We start from the raw sequence: 25,582 nt of genomic DNA on the forward strand, positions 1-25,582 counted from the left end.
AGCACGGTGAACATGGTGAACACGCCTCAGTTATCCGATGACCTCGGCCCGGTCGCGGTGATCGACGGGTCGCCGCCCCTCTGGGAGCTGACCGCCACGATCAACGCGGTCTGCGACGAGGTGGAGGAACGCCAGGAGAGATCGGTGGTCGTCCTACAACTCGCGCACGTCCCGCGCCGGGAGTGGCCGGACGCCGACAGCATCCAGGAGGTGAACCGCTGGGAGCGCGCCGTCCGCCGCTTCGAACGGCTGTCGGCGGTCACCATCGCGGTCGCGCGTGGCACCTGCGGCGGCCCTGCCCTGGACGTCCTGCTCGCCGCGGACTGGCGGATCGGCACGCCGGACCTCGTCCTGATGCTGCCGGTCAACGACGGTCACTTCTGGCCCGGGATGGCCGCCTACCGGCTGGTCCAGCAGCTCGGCCTGGCGCGGGCCCGGCAGATCGTGCTGTGGGGGACCGACATCCCCCTGGACCGGGCGACGGACCTCGGCCTGATCGACCAGGTCAGCAAGGACGCCGTGGAGGGTGTGCGTGAGGCGTCGGTGCTCGCGGGCCGCATCTCCGACCGGGAGTTCTCGATCCGGCGGCAACTGCTGCTGGAGGCGGGATCGGCGGAGTACGAGGCCGCCCTGGGCGTGCATCTCGCGGCCTGCGACCGGGAACTGCGGCGGCTGCGGGACGAGGCGCTGAGGCCGGCGGCGGAGAACGCCTCATGAGCGGCGCCATGACCACGAGCGCGGCGCCCGCCATCTTCTCGGGGGAGCTGGGGCCGGACGCGGCGGCGCTCGCGCTGGAGGCGGGCGCGGCCGACGAGGCGCTGGCCGAGTTACCGCCCGTTCCGGACCGCAGCGTGGCCGAACGGCGCCTCGCCTCGGAGATCCTCGCCGAGGTCCGGGCGTCACGCCGCGCCTTCCTCGGCCTGCACGCCGACGCCGTGTACGACGCCATTACCGACGGACGTACCCGCTACGTGCGGCTACCGGAACTTGTGGACAAGGCGTCCGAACGGTTCCCGGGGCTTGTCCCGACCGGCGCGCAGATGAAAGCCGAACGGGCGTGCATCCAGGCGCACAAGGAGGGACGCGAGATCGACCAGGGCATCCTCTGCGGCGCCCTGCTCGGTTCCCCGACCGCCGGACGCCATCTCATCGACGCGATGCTGCGTCCCGTGGCACGTTCGCTCGCCCTGCTCGACGAGTTCGGCGAGACGGGCCGCGCTGACCTGGGCTCCGTCCTGGTCGAGCGCCGTGGGCCCGCCGCGCACGTGACCTTCCACAACGGGCACTGCCTCAATGCCGAGAGCGAGCGGCTGATCGCCGACATGGAGACGGCGATCGACCTGGTCCTGCTGGACGACCAGGTCCGGGTCGGCGTCCTGCGCGGGGGCGAGATGGACCACCCGCGCTACCGTGGCCGACGCGTGTTCAGCGCGGGCATCAACCTCAAGGACCTGCGGGACGGCCGCATCCCACTCGTCGAGTTTCTGCTCGGCCGGGAGCTCGGCTACATCAACAAGATGCTTCGCGGCGTGCTCGTCGACCCAGCCGGGACGACGAACTGCACGCGCACCGTCCAGAAACCCTGGATCGGCGCCGTCGAGTCGTTCGCCATCGGCGGCGGTATGCAACTGCTGCTGGTCCTCGATCGTGTGATCGCCGAGACGGGGGCGTATTTCAGCCTTCCCGCCGCCGACGAAGGGATCGTTCCGGGGCTGGGCAACCTGCGGCTTCCCCGGCGCACCGGAGCGCGGGTCGCCCGCGACGTGATCCTCGGCGGCCGCCGGATCATGGCGACCGACCCCGAGGCGGCCCTGATGTGCGACGAGGTCGTGCCCCCCGAGCGGATGGACGAGGCGATCGACCGCGCCGTCCGCGAGCTGTCCGTCCCCGCTGTGGCCGCCAACCGGCGCATGCTCGCCCACGGCGAGGAGCCGGTGGACGTGTTCCGCGAGTACCTGGCCGAGTTCGCGGTCGTCCAGGTCGAGCGCGCCTACAGCGAGGACGTCCTCGCCAAGGTGGAACGCCGGTGGCAGGCCTCGGAATCCAGGCGGCAAGCTGGAAAGGGGACCTGACATGGTGGCCCTGGATCCCGCCGCGCTGCACGACTCGCTGAGGGACCCGGTACTCGGGTCGATCGGCTTCCTCAACGAGGTGATGGGCCGCTACCCGGACGCGATCTCCTTCGCCCCGGGCGCCCCGCACCCGGACTTCCACGACGAACTCGACGTCCACCGGTACGTCGAGCGATTCCTCGATCATCTGGTGCGCGTGGAAGGGCACGACCCCGAGCGCGCCCGCCGCCTTCTCTACGAATACGGGCCTGCCCGCGGGCTCATCAACGGCATCGTCGCCGAGGCTTTGCGGCGGGACCAGGGGATCGACGTGCCCCCCGCCGCGATCGTGATCACCGTGGGCGCGCAGGAGGCCATGCTCCTGGCGCTGCGCGCGCTCTTCGGGTCGTCGCGCGACCTGCTCGCCGTGGCCAGCCCGTGCTTCGTCGGGATCGTGGGGGCGGCACGGCTGCTGGACGTCGGAGTCGTCCCCGTCCGCGAGACCGAGCACGGCATCGACCTCGAAGCCCTCACCGAGGCGTGCCGGACGGCCCGCCGCGACGGCCACCGCGTCCGCGCCTGCCACCTGGCGCCGGACTTCGCCAACCCCGGCGGCGGCCGCATGTCGCTCGACCACCGCCGCGACCTGCTCCGACTCGCCCAACAGGAAGAACTCCTGCTGATCGAGGACAACACCTACGGCTTCACCGCCGCGCCGACGGACGAGCTGCCGTCCCTGAAGGCCTTGGACATCGACGGTCGCGTGCTCCACATCGGCACATTCGCCAAAACCTGCTTCCCAGCCGCCCGCGTCGGCTACATCGTCGCCGACCAGCCCATCACCGCCGAGAACCCGAGCCACTCGGACCCGGCGCCGAAGCGCTCGGGGCGGACGGGCTTGGACGCGGGGCCGACGGGCTTGGACGCGCGACCAGGGGGCTTGGACGCGCGACCAGGGGGTTTGGACGCGGGTCACGGCGGCGAACGGCTGCTCGCCACGGAACTCGCCGCGCTCAAGAGCATGATCACGGTGAACACCGCACCGCTCAGCCAGGCGGCCGTGGCCGGGTTCCTGCTGGAGCACGGCGGTTCCCTCGCGGAGCCGAGCCACCGCAGGGCCGCGATCTACCGGCGCAACCTGGCCTGCCTGTTGGCCGCGCTGGACCGGCACCTGGGCGAGCCACCCCCGGCCGGGGTCACGTGGAACAGGCCGGAAGGCGGCTTCTTCGTCCGAGTAAGGCTTCCGGTTCCGGTTGACCTTGACCTGCTGGAGGTCTCCGCGGCCAAGTACGGGGTCCTCTGGACGCCCATGGCGCCGTTCTACCTGGACGGCGGCGGCGACCACCAGCTGCGGCTTTCATGCAGTTACCTCGATCCCGAGCAGATCGAGACGGGAGTGCGGCGACTTGCCGATTTCATCCGAGAGGAGATCGGGGTATGAACCCGCGAAACGTTCCGCCGCATCCGACGGTTCGTCCCGCACCATTCGATCCGCCACCGGAACTGGGTGAGGACCGCGAGCAGGCCCCCATCCGCCGGATGCGCTACCCGGACGGCCACATCGGCTGGCTGGTCACCAGCCACAGCCTTGCCCGGAGCATGCTGTCGGATCCGCGTTTCAGCGCCCGTTCGGAATTCAAACGGGCACCGGTCGCCAGGCCCGGCGCGGAACCGTTCTATGGCGCGCCCGCGTTGCCCGGATGGCTGGTCGACATGGACGCGCCGGAGCACACCCGGCTGCGGCAGCGGCTTGCCGGGAAGTTCACCGCCCGCCGGATGAGAGAGATGCGGCCGGTGATCGACCGCATCGTCGACGAACTGCTCACGGACATGGAACGCCAGGGGCCTCCGGTCGACCTGGTGGAGTCCTACGCGCTGCCCGTGCCGTCTCGGATGATCTGTGAGCTGCTCGGCGTCCCGTACGGCGATCGGGAGGAGTTCCAGGGCAACAGCGAGCAGCTGTTCAGCCTGAAGGTCACGGCCGAAGAGGCGTCCGCCGCGATGGACCGGCTCTACACGTTCCTCCGCGAGCTGGCCAAGGGGCGGACGGCCGGCCGTCCCGAGGGCCTGCTGAGCATGCTCGCCGAGGACGGAACGCTCGACGCCGAGGAGATCGCGGGCGTCGGCGTGCTGCTGCTGACCGCCGGACACGAGTCGACCTCCAGTTCGCTGGCGCTGAGCACGTTCGCCCTCCTCTCCCATCCCGACCAGCTGGCCAGGATGATGAACGATCCCTCGCTGGTGGACAACACCGTCGAAGAACTGCTGCGGTATCTGACCGTTTTCCACTTCGGCGTTCCACGCACCCCACTGGAAGACCTGGAATTCGCCGGACAGCAGCTCAAGGCCGGGGAATCCATCACCGTGTCGCTGCCTGCGGCGAACCGCGACCCGCGATGGTTCAAGGACTCGCCCGACACGTTCGACGTCGAGCGGCGGACCACCGGCCACCTCGCTTTCGGCTACGGCATCCACCAATGCCTCGGCCAGAATCTCGTGCGAATGGAGATGCGCTCCGCCCTGCCCGCCCTGTTCGCACGCTTCCCGAACCTGGCCCTCGCCATTCCCCCCGAGGACGTGCCGCTCTCCACGGACATGAGCGTCTACGGAGCCCACAGCCTGCCCGTCACCTGGTAACGCCGATGCACATCACCACCGACACCGACAGCTGTATCGGGTCCGGCCAGTGCGCGCTGGCACTGCCCGAGATATTCGACCAGGACGACACCGAAGGCAAAGTCCTGCTGATCAACGACAGCCCCGACCGGGAACTGCACGACGACGTGCGCGAAGCCGCCTACCGGTGCCCGATGCAAGCCATCACCGTGACGGAGGCCGAGCCTCGACAGGAAGGCCCCTGATGCTCCTGAACAGCTACGACGACTTCACTCCGCTCAAGGAGGTCATCCTCGGCTCCGCGACGGGCTACGCCGATCGCATCCGCGATCTGTCGTTCGACATGTTCATCAGCGACAACCTCTCGGGCGCGCGGGGCTACTACCCGAGCATCACCGACTGGCGTCCCGGCGAGGCCCGCCGCAACCGGAACGAACCGCACCTGTTGGCAATGAAAGAACGGTTCGTCGAAGAACTCATCGAGGACATCGAGGGGATCGCGACCCTGTTGCAGTCCCTTTCGGTGACGGTGCATCGTCCGATGCCGACGGCCCTTGAAGACATGGTCACTCCGGCGTGGTCCGCGCCGGTCACCCCGCCGCTGAACGTGCGTGACAACACCCTCGTCCTCGGCGACGAGATCGTCGAGACGCCCCCGACGCTGCGCGCCCGCTATTTCGAGACCCAGTTCCTCAAACCCGTCTTCATGCAGTACTTCCAGCAGGGCGCGCGCTGGACGACCATGCCGCGGCCGATGATGACCGACCATTCCTTCGACCCCGCGAACGTGGAGAACGCCGCTCCCAACATCGAGGTGCCCGAGGAGCCCCGGCCGTCCCCCTGCGACGTCGGCATGGAGATCATGATCGACGGCGCGAACTGTCTCCGCCTCGGCCGCGACCTGATCGTCAACATCTCCAACACCAACCACGCGCTGGGCTGCGACTGGCTGGAACGCCACCTGGAGGGCCGGTTCCGCGTCCACCGCATGCACCGGCTGACCCAGAGCCACATCGACAGCGTGGTGATCCCGCTCCGTCCGGGAACGCTCCTCGTCCGCTCCGAGCGTGTCCTGGACTACCTACCCGAAAAACTGCGCACGTGGAAAACGGTCGTCGCACCCACTCCCGAGATCGACGACTATCCGCAGTACGAGAACGACGACCCCATCCCGGCCAGCCCCTATGTCGACCTGAACGTCCTGTCGATCGACGAGGAAACCGTCCTGGTCAACGACGCCTGCAAGACGCTGATCAGCACCCTGGAGGCGCACGGCTTCACGGTCGTCCCCGCCCGTCACCGCCACCGCCGCCTGTTCGGCGGCGGCTTCCACTGCTTCACCCTTGACACCGTCCGCACCGGCGGCGCCGAAGACTACTTCGACTGACCAATCCGACGCGCGGAGGCCCGGCCTCGACATCGAATCGAGGCCGGGCCCGTGCCTGGCGAGTGTCAGCTGTTGAGCAGGCCGAGCAATTGCCTGACCATATTGCTGGTGCTTTGCATGACGCCATTGGCGTAGGTTTTGGTGGCGGGGTTGGCGCCCTTCGCCATCTCCACCTTCGACATCTCCACCGCGTTGTGTTGATGGCCGAGGAGCAGGTTGAGGAACGTGCTGTCGAACCCGGGGCCCTTGGCCTGTTTCAGCGACTCCATCTCCACCGGGCCGACGGCCGGAAGGCCACCATGGGCGGCGTGGGAGTTCGCCGGTCCCTGCAACGTGGTCGGCTCCGACCACGCGGTGAGCCATGAGGTCATCTGCCGCATCTCACCGGTGCTGTCCTTCTCGACGGACGCGCCCAGCTTCTGGACCTCGGCGCGCTGGGAGCGGCCGGGCACCAGCCGGGCCATGTCGAGCGCCTGCTGACGATGCGCGATCATCATTTGCAGATACATGACGTCGTCGCCATTGTGATCGGCCGTCGCGTTCTGTTTCGGCTTGGCCTCTGCCGGATCACTCGCCTTTGAAGTGCCGCACGCCGTGAGCACCATGACAAAGGCGAAGAGAACTCCAGCGAGCACACGGTGCGGCGAGCGCACTGCGGGGCGGCGGGGGAGCTTGGCGGTTTGGCGGGGTCGCGGGAGCTTCGGGTTCATGCGGAGTTCTCGAAGCGGATGTCGCCGCGGCTGGCGAGGGGGTACGTGATGGTTCTTCGCACGGACATTCCTTCCTGTGTTCCCCGAGCGGTTACGGCGCCGCGACCGCGTGATGGCCGAGGCTGAGGAGATCCTTCCCGATGATGGCGACGGCGTCGAGAGCATCACCGGGCGGACGAACCCGCGATCAGGGATCGGTCATGCGTTCGCGATCCGACTTGGGCCAGACATAGGGCAGGTCGGCGGGGACGCCGGGGAAACGCGGCCCGTAGAAATCGGGGTCCTTCCGGACGAGCGCGGAACGGTGACTGCGGTGCAGCGCCGGATCACCCAGCCAGGGCGGCAGCTCACCGGCGTCCGCCAACCGCTCCTGCTTTCGTGGCCGTTCGATGCCCGACGCCCGGGCCAACTCGGTGGTCAGCGTCGCGGCGCACGTGTGCGATGCCCGAGGCCGCACCACTGGCGGCAGATTTCCAACCCGTAGCGGACCAGCGCCTCCTCGTACCCCGTCCACATCCGCACGGCCGGGTGGTTCCGCCAGCCGTAGCCCGGGACGGTCAGACCGCGCAGTATCTGCACCGCCTCGACACGCTGCTTGCCGAGCCTGCGCTGGTCGAGAACGCGGGCCGTGGCGACGAAGTCCGCGTGCGGAAGAAACGTCTGCACGGCTCGTCCCCCGATCGTCCCGGCCGCCGCCGTCCCGCGCCGGTCGACCTACCGTGTCAGCGACGTTTCGGCGGGATCGGCGGCGCTCGGTTCGCGGAAGGTGTCGCGGATCGCGTCGGCCCGAAGCCGTTCCAGGAGGGCGAGCTGATCGTCCGCGCGAGCCTGGAGCAGTCGCAGCCGCTCGATGTCGAGCCCGGGTTCCTGGTCGGCGACGGTGAGGAGGGTCCGCCAACCGGTGCGCTTCCCCTCGACCGCGATGGTCATGGCCTCCAGCTCCACGATGTCGCTCAGCGGCGAGTGCCGTATCAGCCCACCGTTGAGCTTGGCGCGTCCCGCCTTCTCGGCCGCCGCCACCGCCAGGCTCTTGTACCGGCGAACCGGCAGCCCGAGCGACATGAGGATGTCCAGGAGGGCGCCGCGGTCGGCGGCGACGTCGTCGGCCAGCCGCGCGACCTCGTCCGAGCCGCGATGAGCCCGCGCGAGCCTGCGGGCCAGGGCGACACCGCCCGCGGCCGCCGCGAGATGATCGTTGAGGTAGATGCCCAGAAGCCGTCGTGAGCGCGACACGTCCATCCACCGCCGGTACCCGTCCCAGGCAGCGTAAACAGCCCCGGCCCGGCCGCCCGCTGAGATCCGTCCCCCTTGCGCGGCCTCGGCGATGCCCCGGCACATCCCCCCGAACACGACATCGTGGAAGGGTCTGAACGCCCACCAGTAGGCGTGTCCCGCCAGCCCAAGCGGATGAAACAGCGCCCGCTGAACATACTCAGTACGGCCGTCCCGCTCCGACACGCGCAGCTCCAGCCAGGCGAGACCGGGCAGCCGCATCTCCGCGCGCAGCCGTAGCAGCCGCCCGGGGTCGATCTCCTCCACACGCCAGAAGTCGACGGTCTCGCCGATCCGCAGCCGCCGCGGATCCCGGCGGCCCCGCCGCAGGCCCACCCCGCCCACCAGCCGGTCCACGACACCGCGTACCCGCCAGGCGAGCGGGAAGGAGTACCAGCCGTGATCACCGCCGATGCCTTCGATCACCGTCCAGAGACGTTCGGCGGGGGCGTCCACCGCCCGGCTCCGCTCGTCGGTGTACAGGCTGCCGCCCGCCCAGTCCGGGTCGGTCGGCAACGGATCGCTGGGCGCCCCCGGAACGCTCGCCGACGACCAACGCGTCGCCACATCGGCATCGCGGACGCGACGCAGCGCCAGCTCAACCGCACGCTCGAAGCCAGTCGGCCCACCGGGCGGCGGTGGCACATACCGCCCAACATCGTGCTCCCGGCAGACGACCTCGTTGCGCAACGACTCCACCAGCGGACGCGCGATGCTCCCCGGCACCGGCGTGACGGCCCCGACCCACAAACTCGACAACCCCGGACTCAGCGCCGGAACCGGAACAATGATCCGCCGCCTCAACCCCGCCACGACGGCATAGCGACGCATCATGTCGGCATAGGTCAGCACGTCCGGCCCGCCGATATCAAACCCCCGGCTGACGTCTTCAGGCAGATCAGCGACCGCGACCAGATAGTGCAGGACGTCCCGAATCGCGATCGGCTGGATCCGCGAGCGCACCCAACGCGGCGTGACCATCACCGGCAGCCGCTCCGTCAGGTAACGCAGCATCTCGAACGACGCCGAACCCGACCCGGTGATCACCGCCGCCCGCAACCACACCGCGGGCACGCCCGCGTCCAGCAGAATCCGCCCGACCTCGGCACGGGACGACAAGTGCGGCGACAACTCCTCCTCCGGATCCATCCCACCCAGATAAACGAGCCGCCGCACACCACCCTCGCAAGCAGCCGCAGCAAAGTTGCGCGCGGCCACGCGATCTGTCTCGGCGAACCCAGCCCCGCCACCGATCGCATGAATCAGGTAGTAAGCGACATCCACCCCGTCCAGAGCCCGGCGAGTCGACTCCCGATCCGTCGCATCGGCCTCAACGACCTCCACCCGCCCCGCCCACGGATGATCGCGCACCCGCCGCGCCGACCGCACCATGCACCGAACCCGATGCCCAGCACGCAACAACTCGGGCACCAGCCGCCCCCCGATATACCCACTGGCCCCCGTAACCAAGAACACCCGCGCGTCGCCGTCCCGCTGGCCGCCCATCATGGGCTCGCCGGTGAGTCACCGCACACCAGCCGGAACGCCTTGCCGATCCCCCGATGAAGCATGTTGGTCGCCCCCCGCTCCCTCGCCCCGTACCCGACACCCACCAGAACAAGCCCCTATGAGAGCCGGGCTGGCAGAACTGCGCGGCCATCAACGCGAACTCGAACGAGAGCTCGCCGATCTCGCTGGACTCCTCGGACATCGCCATGCGGTTCAGCGGGCCGCAGACTCGGTCTCGTGGTGCCCGATCACAAACCCTTGAGGAGGTCGGGCAGCACCTGTTCTTCTTCGACGCGTATGCCGCGTTCGGTCATCGCCGTGACCAGTGTGGGGTTCCCGCGGTGTGGGGCGGCGCGCCCGGTCAGGGGGTGTCCGAGGCGCCCCCCATTCGCCCGGCTTTGCCGATCCGCGACGCGATCACGACGGCGACCCCGAGGGCAGGGCCGTCATGATCCTTGGCGCGTACGCGCGACCCGTGCGAGCGGGGTGACCGTGCCCAATAAGAGTGCTGCCGATCGGCTAGATGCCGTCCTTGACTCGCTGGAGGAGGGCGGCGAACTGCTCGGCTGTGAGGGTGAGGTGTCCGTTGCCGGGGTTCTTGCTGTCTCGCACTCCGATTGAGTCAGAAATGGCGGCTACCTCAACGCATGCACCGCCCTGATTGGTGCTCTTGCGGCTCTTCCGCCACACGGGACTCATTCCATTCCCTCCATGATCTGCTTGATCAGATCTCGGGATAGCCCTTCGGGTAGGGCATGATGACCGATTCGGTCATACCGTAGTGCATACCCGGCTACTTCGGCGCTGGATGCCACGAGCCTTCCGCCGCCCGGTGCCTCGACGTAGGCGACCTCCCTGTGCGGCTCGGCGAGTGTCATCAGCATGAAGGCCCCGTCTAGGCCGGGGTGGTGTCCGACGGACTTGGGGACTATGCGTACACCGACGTTGGGGCGATCTGATGCCTCAAGGATGTGGGCGAGTTGCGCCTTCATGACTTTGACACCGCCGCACGGTAGCTCCAAGAGGGTCTGCGACAGTAGAAACCACAAAGTCGGTGGAGCTTCCTGGTCCAGGATCGCCTGCCGAGCGATGCGCTCTTCGAGCTTGGCTTCCACGTCGCTCACGTTGCCGGTGGCCAGGCCAGCCCGAGCGTAGTCCGGGGTCTGGAGGAGACCTGGGACAAGGTCTACCTGCCAGTCCTTGATGACGGAGGACCGCCTTTCAAGATCGACGTACTGCTTGAACCAGTTTGGATCATGCCCCAATGCGGCGTACCAGACGAGGAAACTGAAGAGCCCTCCGGTATTCCACGCCCGGTCGAGTGCCGCGGCCTGGGTCTCGTCCAGTTTCAGCGCGCCGGTCTCCAGTCGAGAAACTGTGGACTTCGAGCAGCTCAAGATCTCGCCCAGCAGGTCACCGGTGAGCTTCCGCTGGAGCCGACAGAACCGCAGGTAGAAGGCGATGAGGTCCCACAGGGAGGACTTCGGGTCAGGCGAAGGGCGGTGCGACATACCTGGCCTCCGTTTTCTCGCAGTTGCGGGTGTTGCAAGCAACTCGGACAAGCGTAGGGATCGCCGCGCACTGTGTGTTGCGAAGAAAGGGAGTTCTGACTTGTGAGGTGAGTTCCAAAATGGCACACATGGTGCAGTCTGGACATATTGGCGGTGCTTTTTCGCGCGATATCTCGAAAGGCGGCATGGGCGCGTGGCGTCTCCCTCCGGACGAGAGGTGCGCGTCCATCGCGCGTTCTCTGGTCCGAGGGGCGGTGGCGACGCTCGGTCTGGAACGCGCCATCGTCGAGGACGCGGTCCTGGCGGCCAGTGAGCTCACCACCAACGCCCTGAACCACGGGCTGCGCATCCAGGAAGGCGCCGCGCTCGTCCCGCCCGAGTTGTGGCTGTGGGCGCGGGCGACGCCGAGGCCGCAACTGGTGGTGTCGGTGTTCGACGCCTGCCGCTGGTCCCGGCCGAACGCCGCTTCCAATGATCTGCTGGACGAGCACGGCAAGGGACTGGCCATCGTCGGCATGCTCGCCGACTCCTGGGGCGCGCACCCCTCTCGCTCCTGGGCGGGGAACGGCGTTCGGGGAAAGGCGGTGTGGTGCGCCTTCACGCTGCCGCGCCCGTGGCCGCGCGGGTGCGTCACCGCTCCACCGGTGGCGACCGCCGGTCACCTCGCGTCCACGATCAGGTCCCGTGGGCTCACCGTGGTCGAAGGCTACGGCAGGCGCGTGGCGGTGGTGAGCGTCCGGGCCGGGGCCGGACGGGAACTCAACGTGTGGATCGAGCCGGGCCACCTCTCCTACGGCACGGCCACCGCCCGCGTCCGCCGCCCCATCACCGACCTCTACGACACGGCGGAAGACGTCGTCTGCTGGTACGACAACGACGCGAACGCCGAGCCGCACCAGCGGTGAGAACTATCGGACTGTGGGATCCAGCCCGGTCGCCCGAGCCTGCCCGGCGGTTTTGCGTGGCACCCCAGTCTGCGAATCGCGAGCGCCTCTGCGAATCCGACGACTTCGACGGGATTGTGAGGCTCTTCGACTGGCATGGCCGCTTCTCACCATTGCCGGGAGGGTCTACTTCCGGCTCGTTCCCGAGCGGCGCAAGGCGACGATCGCGAACATCGGCCCGCGAGCTCGGAATCTGACGGTCGGCGGGACGCCGCGGTCGCGAGGTCTTGATCATGGGGTGGGTGGCAGGGGCCAAGCGGGGCCTGCGGGTGTGTCGAGCCAGATCGTCTGCTGGGTGGGGGTGACGGTCATGCCGAACCGTGACCAGTCGGGGCGCCCGGCGCCGGTCCACCAGGCGTGGGCGGTCTCGACCGTCGACCACAGGTGGCGTGATCCGTGTTGGTGCACCCGCCATTCGGCTCCATCGGTGGTGATGCGTGCGGTGGAGCCGTCGGTGCCGGTCAGGATGGTCGCGGGGGCTCCGTCGTCGGTGTCATGACCGATGTCCACACCGGGGAGGTGGAGTTGCGCGACGAACCCGAACGCGAAGTCGTGCAGCAGCATCGGGTCCAGCGACGTACGGCCGTCAACGGTGTCCGCGTCATACGGGGCGGGTGGCGGGGCGGGCCGGTCGCGGTAGCCGACGGTGTCGTGGCGCAGCGGCATGAAGTAGGCGCCGTCGGCGGGGAACCGCCCCTCGGCGGCGCCGTCGCCGGTGACGGTGAGTGCGGCGAGCGCGCCGCCGACACCGCCGCGCACGTCGGCCAGGATCAGCCCGCCGGGGCGGGTCTGCCGTATCCACGCGTCCGGGATCGCGGGGACCGAGCAGGTCGCCATGATCCGGTTGTAGGGGGCTCGGGCCGGATAACCGGTGACTCCGTCAGTGGCGGCCAACTCGGGGGCGTATCCCGCGTCGGTGAGCCGTCGGCGGGCGTTCTCGACCAGGCCGGGATCAATGTCGACGCTAGTGACCTGGGCGTCTCCGAGCCGTTCGCACAGCAGCGCGGTGGTGTAGCCGGTGCCAGTGCCGATCTCCAGCACGGTGTCCCCGTCGTCCAAGCCCAGGTGGCCCAGCACGATGGCCATCACCGAAGGCAGGGTGGACGACGATGTCGGCACCCCGGTAACGCCGCCGCCCGGGGCCGGCCGCACGGTCGCCGGGTCCAAGGCGGTGACATGGGTGACGTCGGCGTAGACCGCGTCGAGCCAGCCGGTGTCGGCGGCGGTGACCGTGCGCCATACGGTGCCGTCCGGGCCGTCGGTGCGACGGTAGAACTCGGGGGTGAACACGTGCCGGGGAGTGCTGGCGAAAACCTCCCGCCACCGTTCGTCGGTGATCCGCCCTCGGAGGACCAGGTCGTTGGCGAGGGAGGCCATGTGGGCCGCGGCCTCGGTAGCGGTGGTCCCAGGGCCGGTCACCGCGCCGTCCCGGCCTGTAGTACGTCGGCCAGGGCGTGGTGGATCGGTAGGCCCGCCGCCTCGATCAGCCATCCGAACTGGCCGTTGGGATTGCATTCCAGATACCAGGGCGTCCCGGCTTGATCGACGGCGAAATCGAACGCGCCGTACACCAGGCCCGTCGCCTTCATGTAGGCGTGGACGGGGGCGGTGAGCTCGCCGGGCAGGTCGCACGGCCGCCAGGTCAGCGCATCGTAGTCGGCGCGCCAGTCGATCCGGGCCGCGTCCGATCCGGCATCGACGCGCGCGGTGAAGACCTGGTCGTCGACCACCGTCACCCGCAGCTCGAACGACTTGGGGACATACGCCTGCACCAGGTGCGCAGTGGTCTCGATCCCGGTCAGGTCGGCCAGGTCCTCGACGGTGAGCAACCGCGTGTAGACGGCCTTGACGACGCCGCCCTCCACGATGGCGGGACGGCGCAGCGGTTTGCACACCACCGGGCCGTGCTGGTCGGCGAACGCGCGGACGGCGGCGGGGTCGTTGGTAACGAGTGTCGCCGGGGTGGCGAACCCGCATTCGGCCGCGATCGCGAGCGCCCAGGGCTTGACGGAGGCGTCGGCGTTGCGGGCCGGATGGTTCACCCAGCCGTCCAACGCCATCAACACCCCGCCGAACCCGTCGCGGGCCTGCGCCATCGCGTACTCGGCAACCGGCGGCGACATGCCGGACGGCAGCACGTGCAGCCCAGGACGCCGGTTGTACACGGCCCGCACCCGGTCCAGGTCCAGGGTGCGGTGCGCGTCGGACAGCGTCCCGGACCAGCCGGTCCCGTCGAGTGTCGTGGCCATGCGCATGCGGACCGGGAAGTCGGCGGCGTCCATGCGCACCACAGGGACGTCGCGGCGCCCCAACTCAGCGACCACCAGGTCGGCGGCGTGGTCCTGCGGTGCCGTCAACACCCAGCACCGGCCCCTCGGGCACGGTCAGTCGCCACCCTCATCCCACGGCGGCGGATTCGTGGGGTCGCCGTCGGGGTTGGTCTTCTTGCTGGTGCCCAGTTGCGGCATCGGCTCCCCACCGGGGGTGACGGTGACCTGCCGGGCGGGGTCATAGCGGTGCTCGGGCAGCCGGGTTCGCGGTACCGTCACCGCGTACCGCAACCCCCACGGGCGGGGACCCGAGGCGTTCTCACCCGGGTCACCGCCGGTCAACGGGGCGCCGAGGGAGAAACGCTCACCCGCGAGACTCATGGCTCCACCTCTCACCTAACCGAGACGCACTGGCGTCTGCCTGTCCGCCGACCGGGACGCGCCATCAGCACGCGTCACCCCAGTATGAGCCCCGCGCTTCGTATGCGGCCAGGAAGACATGGTCATCGCCGTCGGCATGATGATCTCGCTGGAGGGACAGGACACCGCTCGCTCGAACCCAAGCCAGGGTGATCCGAGCGAGCGGAAACAGTGTGCTCGCAATACCGGACTCAGCGGGACGCCCGTATGTGTTGGGAGGCCCAGAGAGGACCACGACACACACCGGGCAGGGGGAGGCGGGGGACTGGTCGTCGTCGCCCTCACCGGTGGATCGCTGTCAGAGGTCGAGGACGAGGCGGTTCGACAGGGAGCGGGAGACGCAGGGCATCATTGTTCGGTTGGAGGCTTGCTCTGTGTCGGTTAGTAGGTCGTCGCGGTGGTCTGGGGTTCCGGCCAGGACTGGTGTTTCGCAGGTTCCGCAGATGCCCTCGCCGCAGGCCGTTGGGACGGAGATTCCGGATCGTTCCAGGGCGTCGACGATTGATTCGGTGGCGGAGACGTTCACGGTCAGGGCGGATCGTGCGCATTCGACTTCGAAGGCGGTGTCGTCGCCGTCTTGGGACTTGTCGCGGGGGGCGGCGGCGAAGCGTTCGGTGTGCAGGCTGCCGTCTGGCCATGTCGTGCATAGGTTTTCGACCGCTGTGAGTAGGGGCTCTGGGCCGCAGCAGTACACCGCTGTGTCTGGGGTGGGTGTGTTGAGTAGGGAGTCTAGGTCGGGGAGTCCGGCGGTGTCGGCTGGGACTATGGTCACCGCGTCGCCGTAAGGGGCGAGTTCCGGTAGGAACGCCATTGTTGCTTGGGTTCGGCCGCCGTAGGTCAGGTGCCAGGGGATGTTTTGGGCTGATGCCTGCGCCAGCATTGGTAGTAGTGGGGTGATGCCTATGCCGCCTGCGAGGAATAGGTAGCGCGGCGCGTCCACTAGGGGGAAACGGTTGCGTGGGCCGCGTGTCCGTACTGTTTGGCCGGGACGTAGCTCTTCGTGCACGTAGGCGGATCCGCCTCGGCCGTCGGGTTGGTAGAGGATGCCGATCCGGTAGGTCTCGGTGTCGCCTGGCTTTCCGCAGAGGGAGTACTGGCGGATCCATTTTCCGAGGTCGAGTTCCAGGTGGGCGCCGGGCTCCCAGGGTGGTAGCGGCGCGCCGTCCGGGTGGGTCAGTACGACGGAGAGGACTCCGTCCGCCTCCCAGGTCATCGACCGGACGAGCAGGTCGTGTTCGTTCTCTTCCATGGCGCGTCCTGTTCGGTGGTGCTCAGGCCGAGTGGGCGCCTCGGCGGTTTGCTCGCCGGGGCGCGGTGGTGGGTGCCGGTCAGGAGGGGGACTGGAGCGAGCGGGAGATTCCGTTCGCCGCCGTGCGCAGGCCTCCGGCGAAGCGGCCGAGGTTCATGCGGAAGGTGGGGGCCGTGATCGACAAGGCCCCGACCAGCATGTCGTCATTGCCGAAGACCGGGACCGCCGCGCTCATGTAGCCGAGCCTGGTCTCCTCGACCTCGACCGCGAGGTGTTCGGCGCGGGACTGTTCGATCTGCTGGCGGAGCCGTCCCGGTTGGGTGACGGTCTTGCGGGTCAGCGCGGTGAGGCCGTCGCGGAGCACGTCCTGAAGCAGCTCGGGAGGCGAGAAGGCGAGGATCACCTTTCCCGTCGCGGTGCAGTGCAGCGGCAGCCGTCCCGCGATCCGTGACTCCTTCTTCATCCCGCGATGGACGACGAGCTTCTCCACATAGAGCACTTCAAGCCCGTCGTGGATCGCGAAATGGACGGTCTCCTGTGTGGCGAGCAGGAGGTCCTCCATGTACGGGTGGGCGGCCTCGCGGAGACTCCGCTGCCGTGGCACCCGCTGGCCTATCTCGAACAGCCGTAGGCCGAGGCGGTAGGGGTTCCCGGCCCGTTCTAGGACGCCCCAGTCGAGCAGTTCCTGGGCGATTCGGTGCACGCTGGCCTTCGGCACCCCGGACCGCCGGACCAGTTCGGCGAGCGAGAGCGTGTCGTCGTCGGCGGTGAAGGCCTCGATGATGAGGCGGGTCTTGCCGATGACGGAGTTCATCGCGTCGGCGTCCGCGGGGTTCGCCGCGGACGCGGCGGCCGTCGATCCGGGACGGGCGAACGGCACTACTGCCATGACTCAGACCTCGCAGGTTGTTCGGCGGTCCGGGGGCCAACAAATCACATGGCCTCTTAGTTCGGCAATGCTCTGACCTGGGCATCCGCCAGGAACGCCAGGCTGAGCGGGTTGTACTCGTCGGCCCGCTCGTGCTGCGGCCAGTGCCCGCACGCGTTGAAGATCTCCAGTCGCGCGCCGGGGATCGCGTCGGCGATCGCCTGCGCCTCGGGCACGTCGCCGAACGGGTTCTTGTTGCCCCAGACGACCAGCGTCGGTGCGGTGATCTTGCCCATTCGTTCCGGCAGCAGCAGGTTGCGTTCGCGGATCTCGGGCTCCTGCAAGGCGAGCAGGTTGGGCAGGTTCTTCTGGAAGTCCGGACGGTGGTAGATCGCGTACCGGACGTCGGTCAGTTCGTCGCCGAACTCGTCGTCCCAGTCGGCCCACAGGAGGCGCAGCCGGTCGCGGGTCAGTTCCACGTCGTCGTTCAGGGACGCGGCGGTCGTCGTCTTCTTGATGCGTTCCATCACGGGCGGGTTGATCTTGGTGCCGCCCATGCACAGCAGTTGCAGCGACGCGACCCGCTCCGGGTGTTCGCTGGCCGTCCACGCCGACACCCAGCCGCCGAGCGACTCGCCGACCAGGTGGGCGCGCTCGGCGCCGACCGCGTCCAGGTAGGCGATGAGGTGGTCGACGTAGCGGGGGATCTCCTGCGGGACGTCCGGTTTCGCGGTGTATCCGTGGCCGAGCATGTCGATGGCGTGGCACCGGTACTCGGCGGCGTGCGCCGGGAGGTTCCGGACGAACGCCTCAAGGTGCCCGCTGGTGCCGTGGAGGAAGACGACGTGTTCGCCGTCCTTGGGCCCGGCCTGCACGGCTCTTGTCCGGACGCCGCCCGCGTCGACGTGGGTGTGCCGATAGTCGATGTCCGACAGTGCGGTCCAGATGCTCATTTCCAAGCCTTTCCTTGTTCGGTGGGGTCGATGACGGCGACGGCCATTCCGGTGAGCCAGTCGGGGATCGCCTCGTAGGCGAGGCGGCGGCCGGGCGCGTGGCCGAGCGCGGCGGCCATGACGAGCCAGGTGCGCAGTTCCTGGGCGCCGTTTCCGGCCGCCTCTTCGAGTTCTTCGGTCGTCCGGGCGGTGAGGCGGTGGGTTTCGCCCTTCTCGATGAGGTCGAGGAATTCCCGGTCGAACTCCGGGGTGATCGCGCTTTCGGCGGTGCGGATGATCTGGCGCCGCCGCGCGTCGTAGTCGCGCCAGTTGTTCCGGCCGTCGAGCCAGGCGCGGACCATGAACTCCTCGTCGTCGCCGTCCGGGCTCCGCCAGTCGGGCCAGGGCAGCCGGTGCGAGAGGCCGCCGGAGCCGATGACGGCGACGCGCCTTTCGCCGGGGAAGGCGTGCACGGCTTCCCGGATCGCGTGTCCGAGCGCCTCGCAGCGGGCGAGGGTCGGCAGCGGCGGCGCGAACACGTTCACGACGATCGGCACGATTTCCACGCCCAGCCCGTCGAGCAGGTACTGGATCGCGTGCGACTGCCCGTGGTCGATCTGGAGCCGGGCCGAGAAGGCGACGTCGAAGCGGCCGCCGCCGACGAGAGATTCGGCGAGGTGCCGGGCCAAGTCCACGTCCACCGGCTGCGGGCCCTTCGGCGTTCCCGACTCGCCGCTGGCGACGCATTCGCCGACGCCGATCGTGAAGCTCGGAATGAGGTCGAGCCAGAACCCGCGGAAATGGTTCGAGCCGACCAGGACGACGGTGTCCGGACGCGCCGCCGCCAGTTCGTCGCGGGCCGAGTGAAGGCCGTCGCGGAAACGCTCGGCCTCGGCTTTGTGGGTCGTCTCGTCCCAATGGGTGTTCATCAGAGTGCTGTGCGACGCTCCGACGCCGAGCACGATTTCCGTCACAGTCCCACCTCGGCTCGGGTTCGGGTCAGGGTGTCGACGGCAGTGCGGATAAGGTGGCGCGTGAGCCGTTCCATCTCGCGGACGTCGACCGTGTTCATCCCCATCGAGAAGTCGATGTCGAAAGGCGCGTCGGTCACCTTGGGCATGCCGATCCGCACCGTTGGAATTCCCCGGCCGCGCAGGATGTTGGCGTCCGTCGCGCCGCTGTTGCCGCGGATCACCTCGTGCGGGCGTCCCGCGATGGCCTCCCAGGCGGCGACCGCGCTGCGGCACACCCACCGGTCTGGGTCGGACGCGGTGCCGGGGATGGCGAGCACCATCTCGACGGTGATCTCCGTTTCGGGGAGGTCGGCTTGGATCCGCTCGATCGCGGCGATGAACTCGCGCTTGGCCTGCATCGGCGTGGTGTGCGGGCCGATCCGCAGGTCGACCAGCAGGCGGCAGGCGGCGGGCGTGACGGCCGCCATCCGTGGCCAGCCGCCCTCCACCGAGGCGATGACGCCCTGCGGCGCGACCGTGCCCTCGGTGTGTCGTGAGGCGTACTCGGGGAACCAGGCTTCGAGCCGCTTCGCGACCTCGCCCGCGGCGGCGATCGCGTTGCGGTAGGGCAGGCGGTGCCGCGACCCGACGTAGGTGTGGACGCCGTGCACCGTCACCTCGAACCAGACGAGGCCGACCTCCTCCCGGGAGACCGTCCAGCCGGGTTTGGCGATGATCGCGAAGTCGGTCCAGTGGCCCTGTTCGAGCAGGAACGAGCAGCCGACGCCCTGCCCGGTGTTGCGCCGGACGTCCCCGGCGAGCGCGTTCGTGGGCATCCCCCCGGCCCCGAACGCGACGAGAAGATCGCCGGTCAGCGGCAGCCCGGCGCGGTGGATCGCCTCGGCGGCCATCAGCACGCACGCGGCGTGGCCCTTCGGGTTGGACGCGCCGAGCCCGGTCACGAGGTCGCCGACGTCCCGGGCCTCGGCGCGCATGTCGGGACGCAACTCCGGACCGATCCACGGGACGTCCTCGTCCGCGTCGCCGGTGGTCAGCGTGTCGATCGGCGCGTACAGCATCAGGTCGGGGCCGGTGCCGTCGCCGGGCAGGCGCCCCCACGCGTTCGCCTGCCGGTCGTCGATCGGCTGCGTCGCCGCGCGGATCCCGGCGGCGGCGAGAGTGTCCGCGATGTGCCGGGCGAGCGGGGTCTCGTGGCCGGTCGGGCTCGGCACGTCCACCAGGCCGCGCACCAGGTCGCGGAGCCGGTCGGCGGTGACGTGCCGCCATGCCGCCTTGACCTGGTCACGGCGGCGTCCGTCCAGCCCGGCGAGGCCGTCCGTAACACTCACGGGTCGATCCGGTGGACCTGGGTGTTGACGGTGCGGGCGAGCCGCCGCCAGAGCAGTGGCGCGACCACGGTGAGGGCCACGCCCGCGAGAAGGGTCAGCAGGGTACGTCGCATGGTTCTCTCCTCGGATCTCATTGCGCGCCCGCCGCCGCCTTCTTCTTGGCGAACTCCTCCTGCGCGAGGCCGCGCCAGGCGGTGAGCGACACGTCGGGGCGGTAGAGCTTCTCCGGCGGGGCGTCGGTGACGTCGACCATCCAGGCGTCCTGGCCGGTGAACTGGCCGTGGAACAGCCAGCGGATGGCGCCCAGGTACTTGAGGTAGAACCCGGCGACCTTCCACCCCTCGGTGAAGTTGATCATCACGCCGACGTACCGGTGGTTGTCGGCGTCCACCGGGACGTAGAACTCGTAGTGGATGAAGTTCGGGTAGACGATGCGCAGTACGCCCGGCATGGACAGCGACGCGAATCCCGGGAAATCGCACTTCTCGATGACTGGATCGAGCTTCTTCGGCTTTCCCGTGTTGCCGATGTTGAAGGTCTCCTTCGGCGGCTGGAACTTCCACCACCGCGTGTTCGACCAGCGTCCGACGCCGGGGAAGATCGCGTCCCAGTGCACCTCCTGCTGGACGCGGTAGATCCACCGCCCACCAGGGACGATCTTGGTGATGTTCCAGGTCGGCATCGGCTTGAACAGCCGCCACAGCGAGGTGCGGTGCAGGTATTTCGCGTGCCCCTCGTCGAAGCCGTTCTCGGCGGCGAAACGCCAGTTCCCGGTGCGGGGCTGGATCCGTCCGCCCATGACGAAGGGGTTCTCGACCATTTCCTCGGGAAGCTGGGAGTCGATCGGGTGGGGCTCCTCGTTCGCGAGCGGCACGTACACCCACACCATTCCGAGCCGTTCCTCGACCGGATAGGTCCGGACGGTGACCTTGCCGCAGATGCGGGATTCGGGCCCGTCGGTGATGACGGCGCACAACTGGCCGTCGCCGAGCCGGTACGTCCAGCCGTGGTACGGGCAGCTCAGCGTGCCCGGGAACTGCTGGTCGCCGAGCGACAGCGGGACGCCCCGGTGCGGGCAGCGGTCGTGCAGCGCGTACGCCCGCCCGCCGTCCCGGATCAGCGCGATCTTCTCCCCGCAGACGGTGACGGCGAGCGGCGTCCCGGTCACGTGGCTGGACCAGGTGACCGGGTACCAGTAGCCGCGGAAGCCCGCGGTGGCGGCGTCGTACTCGGGCCAGGCGGACCAGTCCTGCCGGCCCGGCCGCGCGACCCCGCGTGCCCTGGGACGGGCGCCGTCCCCGTCCTTCGGGGCGGGCGAGTCTGAGCCGGTCATGCGCATCGTCCTCTCGGATGTCACGGTGAGCGATGCCGAGATGATTGGCCGACGGAAAGGGCTTGCCTACGAAAACGTCCCGCTCAGCGGACCGCCGCGCTTCCTGCGTCCGCGCCAGGCGATGAGGATCCGGGGATGGACACCAAGCCGGGCCCCGAGGGCCTTTACGCCGAGGCGGACGGCGTGAACTACCACTACACGCGAATGGGCTCGGGCGCCCCGACGATATTCCTGCACGGAGGCGGCCCCGGCTGCACGGCCTGGACGGACTTCGCCGCCGTCGCCCCGATGTTCGCCCGCGACCGCGACTGTTTCCTGGTCGACATCCTCCAGTACGGCCGGTCGGCGAAATGCGTCATCACCGGGCCGATGTGGGACTTCCACGCCGCCAAGACGGTCGCGCTCATGGACGTCCTGGAAATCGGCCGCGCCGACCTCGTCTGCAATTCCTGGGGCGGCACGATCGCGCTGAACCTGGCCGCGAAGTACCCGGAGCGGGTGCGGTCCCTGGTCGTCACGGGCAGCATGCCGGTGTTCTACGGGCCGCTCGCCCCGCTGCCGGAGGGCGGCCGCCGGGGACGCAACGCCCGCGACGCCTACTACGGCGGGACGGGCCCGACCTGGGAGAAGATGCGCGACCTCGTCGCCCGCCTGGAGTGGTACGACGCCGGGGCCCTCCCGGAAGAGACCGTCACGTTGCGTTACGAGCAGAGCCTCGACCCTGAGGAGATGGCGCTCGCCGCGTCCTCGGACAACCCGCGCGGCGACTGGCAGGATCTCACCGAGGAACTCGGCCGCGTCGTCGCGCCCGTCCTTTTCGCGTGGGGGATGCACGACGCGTTCCTGACGCCCGACTATCCGCTGATGCTGGCCCGCATGGTGCCGCGCGGCCATCTGTACGTCATGGACTACGCCTCGCACCATTTGCAGGAGGAGCGTCCGCACGACTTCTACTCGGTCGTGACCGGTTTCCTGAACCAGCGGCACGACGACTGAACGGCCGCCCACGCGGCGCCGGGAGAGCTTGGACGATCATGACTTCGCAGGCCAGAGCCACGATCAGTGGCCGTCCCATCTAGCAGGAACGCATGTCTGCGGCGCATACTCGCTGGATGGGCGACGACATCGGTGTCGGCGACGCGATGGTCGCCGACGAGGAGCATCTGAGTTCCGGGCTGGCCGTGCTCGTCACCGCCCGGGGCCTGGACGAGTTGCAGGACCGCTACTTCGAGTGGGTCGCGGGCCACGTGCCGTCCTTCGCCTTGGGCGTCTACCTGTTCGACCCCCGGACGGGCGAGACGCGGGCGTCGGCGGTGCGCGGGCTCAGCCGGTTCTACGTCCACCGCTACGAGCGCTTCGGCCGACCGGTCGACCCGGTGCTGCGGGGCGCGGTCGCGGCCCGGCGGGCCTTCGACGACTCCCTGGTGGCGCCCGCCGACCAGTGGCGGCGGGCGCCCATCGTCCAGGAACTGTTCCGGCACTACGACATGGCGCACGTGATGTGCGCGCCGCTGGTCAGCGGCGGTGAGATCGTCGGGACCGTCAACTTCGCCCGCGCCGGCGGCGAGCCCGCCTTCGACCAGCGCGACCGGCGGCGGGCGACCGTCGCGGCGATGATGTTCCAGGCGGCGGTCGCCGCGACGGACCTGGTCACGGCCATCGACGCCGAGCGGGCCGCGTGGTGGGGCGCGCTGGAGTCGAGCGGCCAGGCGATCGTCGTCACCGACCTGGAGCGGGCCGAGCGGCACGCGAACCGTCCCGCGCGGGCGCTGCTGGACGCCGCGGACGACGCGTGGTCCGTCCTCGACGCGGCGATCGACGGCGGCGAGGCGATCCAGCGGCTGACGGTGCGGCCCGCCGGGGGCGGCGCGGCGACCGAGGTCAGCGTGACGTCGGCGCCCCTGCCCGAGCGGCCCTCGGTGATCGTGTCGATCCTGTCGGCGGAGTCGTCCACGCCGGAGCTGCCGCCCGCGCTGCGCCGCCTGCTCACCGGCCGGGAGACGGCGATCGCCGAACTCGTCGCCGCCGGGCGCCGCGACCACGAGATCGCCAGCCGCCTGCACATCAGCCCGAACACCGTGAAACACCATCTGAAGTCGATTTACTCGAAGCTCGATGTGCATTCGCGGGTCGAGTTGGCGGGTTTGTTTCTGCGCTGATCCCGCCTTCGGGTTGAGCCTCATGTTGAGCCTCACCTTCGGGTGGAACCCCGCCTGCGGGTAGGCCCCCATCTTCGGGTGACCTGAGCATTCCCGTGAACGGGTGATGTGCTGGGAATGGACGATTTGTAGCGTCTCCGGCATGGGATCACACAACAGTGTCACGGAGCTGAACGATCTGTTCGTCGAGACGATGAACGCCGGTGATCTGGAGGGCGCGCTCTCCTGCTGGGACGAGCACACCGTGTTCCAGACCGGCCCGGGGACGCCCCCGGCGCGCGGCATGGACCAGTTGCGGGCGGCCCTAGCCGAGTTCCTCGAACTCAAGCCGCACCTGACGATCAACGAACTGCACCGCGTTGAGGCGGACGACATCGTCCTGGTCGCGCTCCGCTGGGAGCTGACCGGCACGGGCCCCGACGGCACCCGGGTCGAGATGAGCGCGATCGACTCCAACGTCTTCCGTCGCCGCCCGGACGGAACCTGGCGCATCGTGATCGACAACCCGTTCCACTCCGCCCACATCGGACTCGACTCGTGACCACCGTCGCGACCGGCCGCCTGACGATCGACCGGCCGCTGCCGGCGATCGTCGGCGGCGAGCCGCGGCCGGTCTCGAAGTTGCTCCCGGCCGTCGAACCGGCGACCGGCCGGACCTGGGCGCACATCGCCGACTGTGACGCCGGGGTCGTGTCCGAGGCGGTCGGCGCGGCGGCCGCCGCGTTCGAGACCTGGCGGACGACCTCCCTCGCGGAGCGGCAGGCCGTGCTGTGGGCGATCGCCGACCGGCTGACCGCGACGGCCCAGGACTGGCCCGCGCTGCTCGCCACCGAGAACGGGCGGGCGATCCGCGAGGCGCAGCTGATCGACGTCCCGACCGCCGCGGAGATCTTCCGTTACTTCGCCGGGATGGCGCGGGGCGTCCACGGCGAGACGATCCAGGGCGCCCCGGAGTCGTCGCACGTCTACACCACCAGGCGGCCCCTCGGCGTCATCGCCGCGATCGTGCCGTGGAACTCGCCGCTCATCTCCGTCGCCCACAAGCTCGCCCCGGCGCTCGCGGCGGGTAACACGGTGGTGGTGAAGCCGTCCGAGCTGGCGTCGGTGAGCACCGTCCGCTTCGTCGAGGCGATCGCGGACCTGCTGCCGCCGGGCGTCGTCAACGTGGTCACCGGCCTCGGCGCGAGCGCGGGCGACGCGCTGGTCACCGACCCCCGCGTCGCCAAGATCAGCTTCACCGGCGGGACGGCGTCCGCGCGGACGATCCTCAGCCGGGCGGGCGCCGCGCTGACCCCCGCGCTGATGGAGCTCGGCGGCAAGGGCTCGCTCGTCGTCGGCCCGGACGCCGATCTCGACACGCTGACCGACGACGTCCTCACCGGGATCTTCGCCGCCAACGGCGAGGTGTGCTTCGCCGCGTCCCGCGTCCTCGCGCACGCCGACGTGCACGACGAGCTGCTGGAACGCGTCGCCGCCCGCGCCGAGCGGATCCGCGTCGGCGACCCGCTCGACCCGTCGACGCAGGTCGGTCCGCTGATCAGCGTCACGCACCGGGACCGTGTCGCGGCGGCCGTCGACAGGGCCGTCGCGGAGGGCGCCATCGTCGTCGCCGGGCACGCCGTCCCGGAGCTGGGCGGCGATCTCGGCGGCGGCGCGTTCTACCGGCCGACCATCCTCGCCGACCCGGACGGCCGGACGAGCGCCTCGTGCGACGAGTTCTTCGGCCCCGTCCTCACCGTCGAACGCTGGACGGACGAGGACGACGCCGTCACCCGCGCGAACGCGGTCGACTACGGCCTGGCCAGCGGCGTCTGGACGACCGACCTCGCCCGCGCGCACCGTATCGCCGGACGCCTGGAAGCGGGCATGGTCTGGGTGAACACCTGGTTCGCGACCCCCCTCGGCCAACCCCAGGGCGGGGTGAAGGCCAGCGGCTTCGGGCGCGAGGGCGCCGCCGAGACGATCGCCGAATACCAGGCCACGAAGGTCGTCAACGTCAGTCTCGACAACGCGCGTCCCCCGATGTGGGACTGACGCGCCACCCGAACC

At 69.5% G+C, this 25,582-nt stretch carries 25 protein-coding genes and 1 pseudogene; 11 read left to right on the forward strand and 15 right to left on the reverse strand.

What is annotated here, in order from left to right:
* Positions 1-12 precede the first annotated feature (12 nt).
* From dpgB to ABD808_RS31265, 6 genes are read left to right on the forward strand one after another with little or no spacing between them, the layout of a single operon-like run.
* Positions 13-717: an enoyl-CoA-hydratase DpgB gene (gene dpgB / locus ABD808_RS31240; RefSeq protein ID WP_344904408.1), complete on the forward strand. Its 705-nt coding sequence runs from the start codon at positions 13-15 to the stop codon at positions 715-717.
* Complete coding sequence (dpgC, locus tag ABD808_RS31245) at positions 714-2,072, forward strand: (3,5-dihydroxyphenyl)acetyl-CoA 1,2-dioxygenase DpgC (protein ID WP_344904411.1); 1,359 nt, start codon at positions 714-716, stop codon at positions 2,070-2,072. Before dpgB ends, dpgC begins: the two co-directional genes overlap by 4 nt.
* Before the next feature lies 1 nt (position 2,073).
* Complete coding sequence (locus ABD808_RS31250; protein ID WP_344904414.1) at positions 2,074-3,492, forward strand: aminotransferase-like domain-containing protein; 1,419 nt, start codon at positions 2,074-2,076, stop codon at positions 3,490-3,492.
* Positions 3,489-4,688: a cytochrome P450 gene (locus tag ABD808_RS31255; RefSeq protein WP_344904417.1), complete on the forward strand. Its 1,200-nt coding sequence runs from the start codon at positions 3,489-3,491 to the stop codon at positions 4,686-4,688. The genes ABD808_RS31250 and ABD808_RS31255 overlap by 4 nt, the downstream gene beginning before the upstream one ends.
* 5 nt (positions 4,689-4,693) lie before the next feature.
* The gene (locus tag ABD808_RS31260; RefSeq protein WP_344904420.1) at positions 4,694-4,912 is read left to right on the forward strand and encodes a ferredoxin; all 219 of its coding nucleotides are present in this window, start codon (positions 4,694-4,696) and stop codon (positions 4,910-4,912) included.
* Entirely contained in the window at positions 4,912-6,054 is a 1,143-nt protein-coding gene (locus ABD808_RS31265) for a glycine amidinotransferase (protein WP_344904423.1), read from the forward strand. The genes ABD808_RS31260 and ABD808_RS31265 overlap by 1 nt, the downstream gene beginning before the upstream one ends.
* Before the next feature lie 65 nt (positions 6,055-6,119).
* Here ABD808_RS31265 and ABD808_RS31270 read toward each other — a convergent pair whose 3' ends face one another.
* From ABD808_RS31270 to ABD808_RS31295, 6 genes and pseudogenes are all read right to left on the reverse strand, one after another.
* A complete protein-coding gene (locus ABD808_RS31270) occupies positions 6,120-6,764 on the reverse strand; it encodes a DUF305 domain-containing protein (protein WP_344904426.1) in 645 nt (214 codons plus the stop codon).
* Between the two features lie 187 nt (positions 6,765-6,951).
* A complete protein-coding gene (locus ABD808_RS31275; RefSeq protein ID WP_344904429.1) occupies positions 6,952-7,221 on the reverse strand; it encodes a hypothetical protein in 270 nt (89 codons plus the stop codon).
* The gene (locus tag ABD808_RS31280; RefSeq protein ID WP_344904432.1) at positions 7,182-7,430 is read right to left on the reverse strand and encodes an MSMEG_6728 family protein; all 249 of its coding nucleotides are present in this window, start codon (positions 7,428-7,430) and stop codon (positions 7,182-7,184) included. Before ABD808_RS31280 ends, ABD808_RS31275 begins: the two co-directional genes overlap by 40 nt.
* A 642-nt stretch (positions 7,431-8,072) precedes the next feature.
* Positions 8,073-9,542: pseudogene (locus ABD808_RS31285) on the reverse strand (SDR family oxidoreductase); the annotation flags it as partial.
* A 522-nt stretch (positions 9,543-10,064) separates the two neighbouring features.
* On the reverse strand, positions 10,065-10,244 hold the full coding sequence (locus ABD808_RS31290; protein ID WP_344904435.1) for a DUF397 domain-containing protein: 180 nt from the start codon (positions 10,242-10,244) through the stop codon (positions 10,065-10,067).
* Positions 10,241-11,056 (reverse strand): helix-turn-helix domain-containing protein, encoded by an 816-nt coding sequence (locus ABD808_RS31295; RefSeq protein WP_344904438.1) that lies wholly within the window; start codon positions 11,054-11,056, stop codon positions 10,241-10,243. The genes ABD808_RS31290 and ABD808_RS31295 overlap by 4 nt, the downstream gene beginning before the upstream one ends.
* Positions 11,057-11,241: 185 nt before the next feature.
* On the opposite strand from ABD808_RS31295, the gene ABD808_RS31300 reads away from it, so the two are divergent.
* On the forward strand, positions 11,242-11,961 hold the full coding sequence (locus ABD808_RS31300; RefSeq protein ID WP_344904441.1) for an ATP-binding protein: 720 nt from the start codon (positions 11,242-11,244) through the stop codon (positions 11,959-11,961).
* A gap of 270 nt (positions 11,962-12,231) precedes the next feature.
* On the opposite strand, the gene tgmC is transcribed toward ABD808_RS31300, so the two are convergent.
* The 9 genes from tgmC to ABD808_RS31345 all read right to left on the reverse strand — a co-directional run bounded on the left by tgmC (position 12,232) and on the right by ABD808_RS31345 (position 21,374).
* Positions 12,232-13,419 carry an ATP-grasp peptide maturase system methyltransferase gene (gene tgmC / locus ABD808_RS31305; RefSeq protein ID WP_344904444.1) on the reverse strand — a complete coding sequence of 396 codons (1,188 nt, stop codon included), beginning with the start codon at positions 13,417-13,419 and terminating at the stop codon, positions 12,232-12,234.
* Complete coding sequence (gene tgmB / locus ABD808_RS31310) at positions 13,416-14,357, reverse strand: ATP-grasp ribosomal peptide maturase (RefSeq protein ID WP_344904446.1); 942 nt, start codon at positions 14,355-14,357, stop codon at positions 13,416-13,418. The genes tgmC and tgmB overlap by 4 nt, the downstream gene beginning before the upstream one ends.
* A 27-nt stretch (positions 14,358-14,384) precedes the next feature.
* Positions 14,385-14,651 carry a putative ATP-grasp-modified RiPP gene (gene tgmA / locus ABD808_RS31315; protein WP_344904449.1) on the reverse strand — a complete coding sequence of 89 codons (267 nt, stop codon included), beginning with the start codon at positions 14,649-14,651 and terminating at the stop codon, positions 14,385-14,387.
* Between the two features lie 337 nt (positions 14,652-14,988).
* Positions 14,989-15,939, reverse strand: a complete 951-nt coding sequence (locus ABD808_RS31320) for a PDR/VanB family oxidoreductase (RefSeq protein ID WP_344904452.1) — start codon at positions 15,937-15,939, stop codon at positions 14,989-14,991.
* A gap of 79 nt (positions 15,940-16,018) precedes the next feature.
* On the reverse strand, positions 16,019-16,828 hold the full coding sequence (locus ABD808_RS31325) for an IclR family transcriptional regulator (RefSeq protein WP_344904456.1): 810 nt from the start codon (positions 16,826-16,828) through the stop codon (positions 16,019-16,021).
* 56 nt (positions 16,829-16,884) lie between these two features.
* Entirely contained in the window at positions 16,885-17,760 is an 876-nt protein-coding gene (locus tag ABD808_RS31330) for an alpha/beta fold hydrolase (protein WP_344904459.1), read from the reverse strand.
* Complete coding sequence (locus tag ABD808_RS31335) at positions 17,757-18,713, reverse strand: DODA-type extradiol aromatic ring-opening family dioxygenase (protein WP_344904462.1); 957 nt, start codon at positions 18,711-18,713, stop codon at positions 17,757-17,759. Before ABD808_RS31335 ends, ABD808_RS31330 begins: the two co-directional genes overlap by 4 nt.
* A complete protein-coding gene (locus tag ABD808_RS31340) occupies positions 18,710-20,041 on the reverse strand; it encodes a M20 family metallopeptidase (RefSeq protein ID WP_344904466.1) in 1,332 nt (443 codons plus the stop codon). The genes ABD808_RS31335 and ABD808_RS31340 overlap by 4 nt, the downstream gene beginning before the upstream one ends.
* Before the next feature lie 130 nt (positions 20,042-20,171).
* Positions 20,172-21,374, reverse strand: coding sequence for a Rieske 2Fe-2S domain-containing protein (locus ABD808_RS31345; RefSeq protein ID WP_344904477.1), 1,203 nt, complete (start codon positions 21,372-21,374; stop codon positions 20,172-20,174).
* A gap of 135 nt (positions 21,375-21,509) precedes the next feature.
* On the opposite strand from ABD808_RS31345, the gene ABD808_RS31350 reads away from it, so the two are divergent.
* The 4 genes from ABD808_RS31350 to ABD808_RS31365 all read left to right on the forward strand — a co-directional run bounded on the left by ABD808_RS31350 (position 21,510) and on the right by ABD808_RS31365 (position 25,567).
* The gene (locus tag ABD808_RS31350) at positions 21,510-22,370 is read left to right on the forward strand and encodes an alpha/beta fold hydrolase (protein WP_344904480.1); all 861 of its coding nucleotides are present in this window, start codon (positions 21,510-21,512) and stop codon (positions 22,368-22,370) included.
* 116 nt (positions 22,371-22,486) lie between these two features.
* Positions 22,487-23,533 carry a LuxR C-terminal-related transcriptional regulator gene (locus ABD808_RS31355; RefSeq protein WP_344904483.1) on the forward strand — a complete coding sequence of 349 codons (1,047 nt, stop codon included), beginning with the start codon at positions 22,487-22,489 and terminating at the stop codon, positions 23,531-23,533.
* A gap of 142 nt (positions 23,534-23,675) precedes the next feature.
* Entirely contained in the window at positions 23,676-24,074 is a 399-nt protein-coding gene (locus ABD808_RS31360; RefSeq protein ID WP_344904488.1) for a YybH family protein, read from the forward strand.
* Positions 24,071-25,567, forward strand: coding sequence for an aldehyde dehydrogenase family protein (locus ABD808_RS31365; RefSeq protein ID WP_344904492.1), 1,497 nt, complete (start codon positions 24,071-24,073; stop codon positions 25,565-25,567). The genes ABD808_RS31360 and ABD808_RS31365 overlap by 4 nt, the downstream gene beginning before the upstream one ends.
* The last annotated feature ends 15 nt before the right edge of the window (positions 25,568-25,582 follow it).

Origin of the sequence: Actinomadura meridiana (genome assembly GCF_039537545.1) — a bacterium.
In the GTDB taxonomy this organism is placed as follows: Bacteria; Actinomycetota; Actinomycetes; order Streptosporangiales; family Streptosporangiaceae; genus Spirillospora; species Spirillospora meridiana.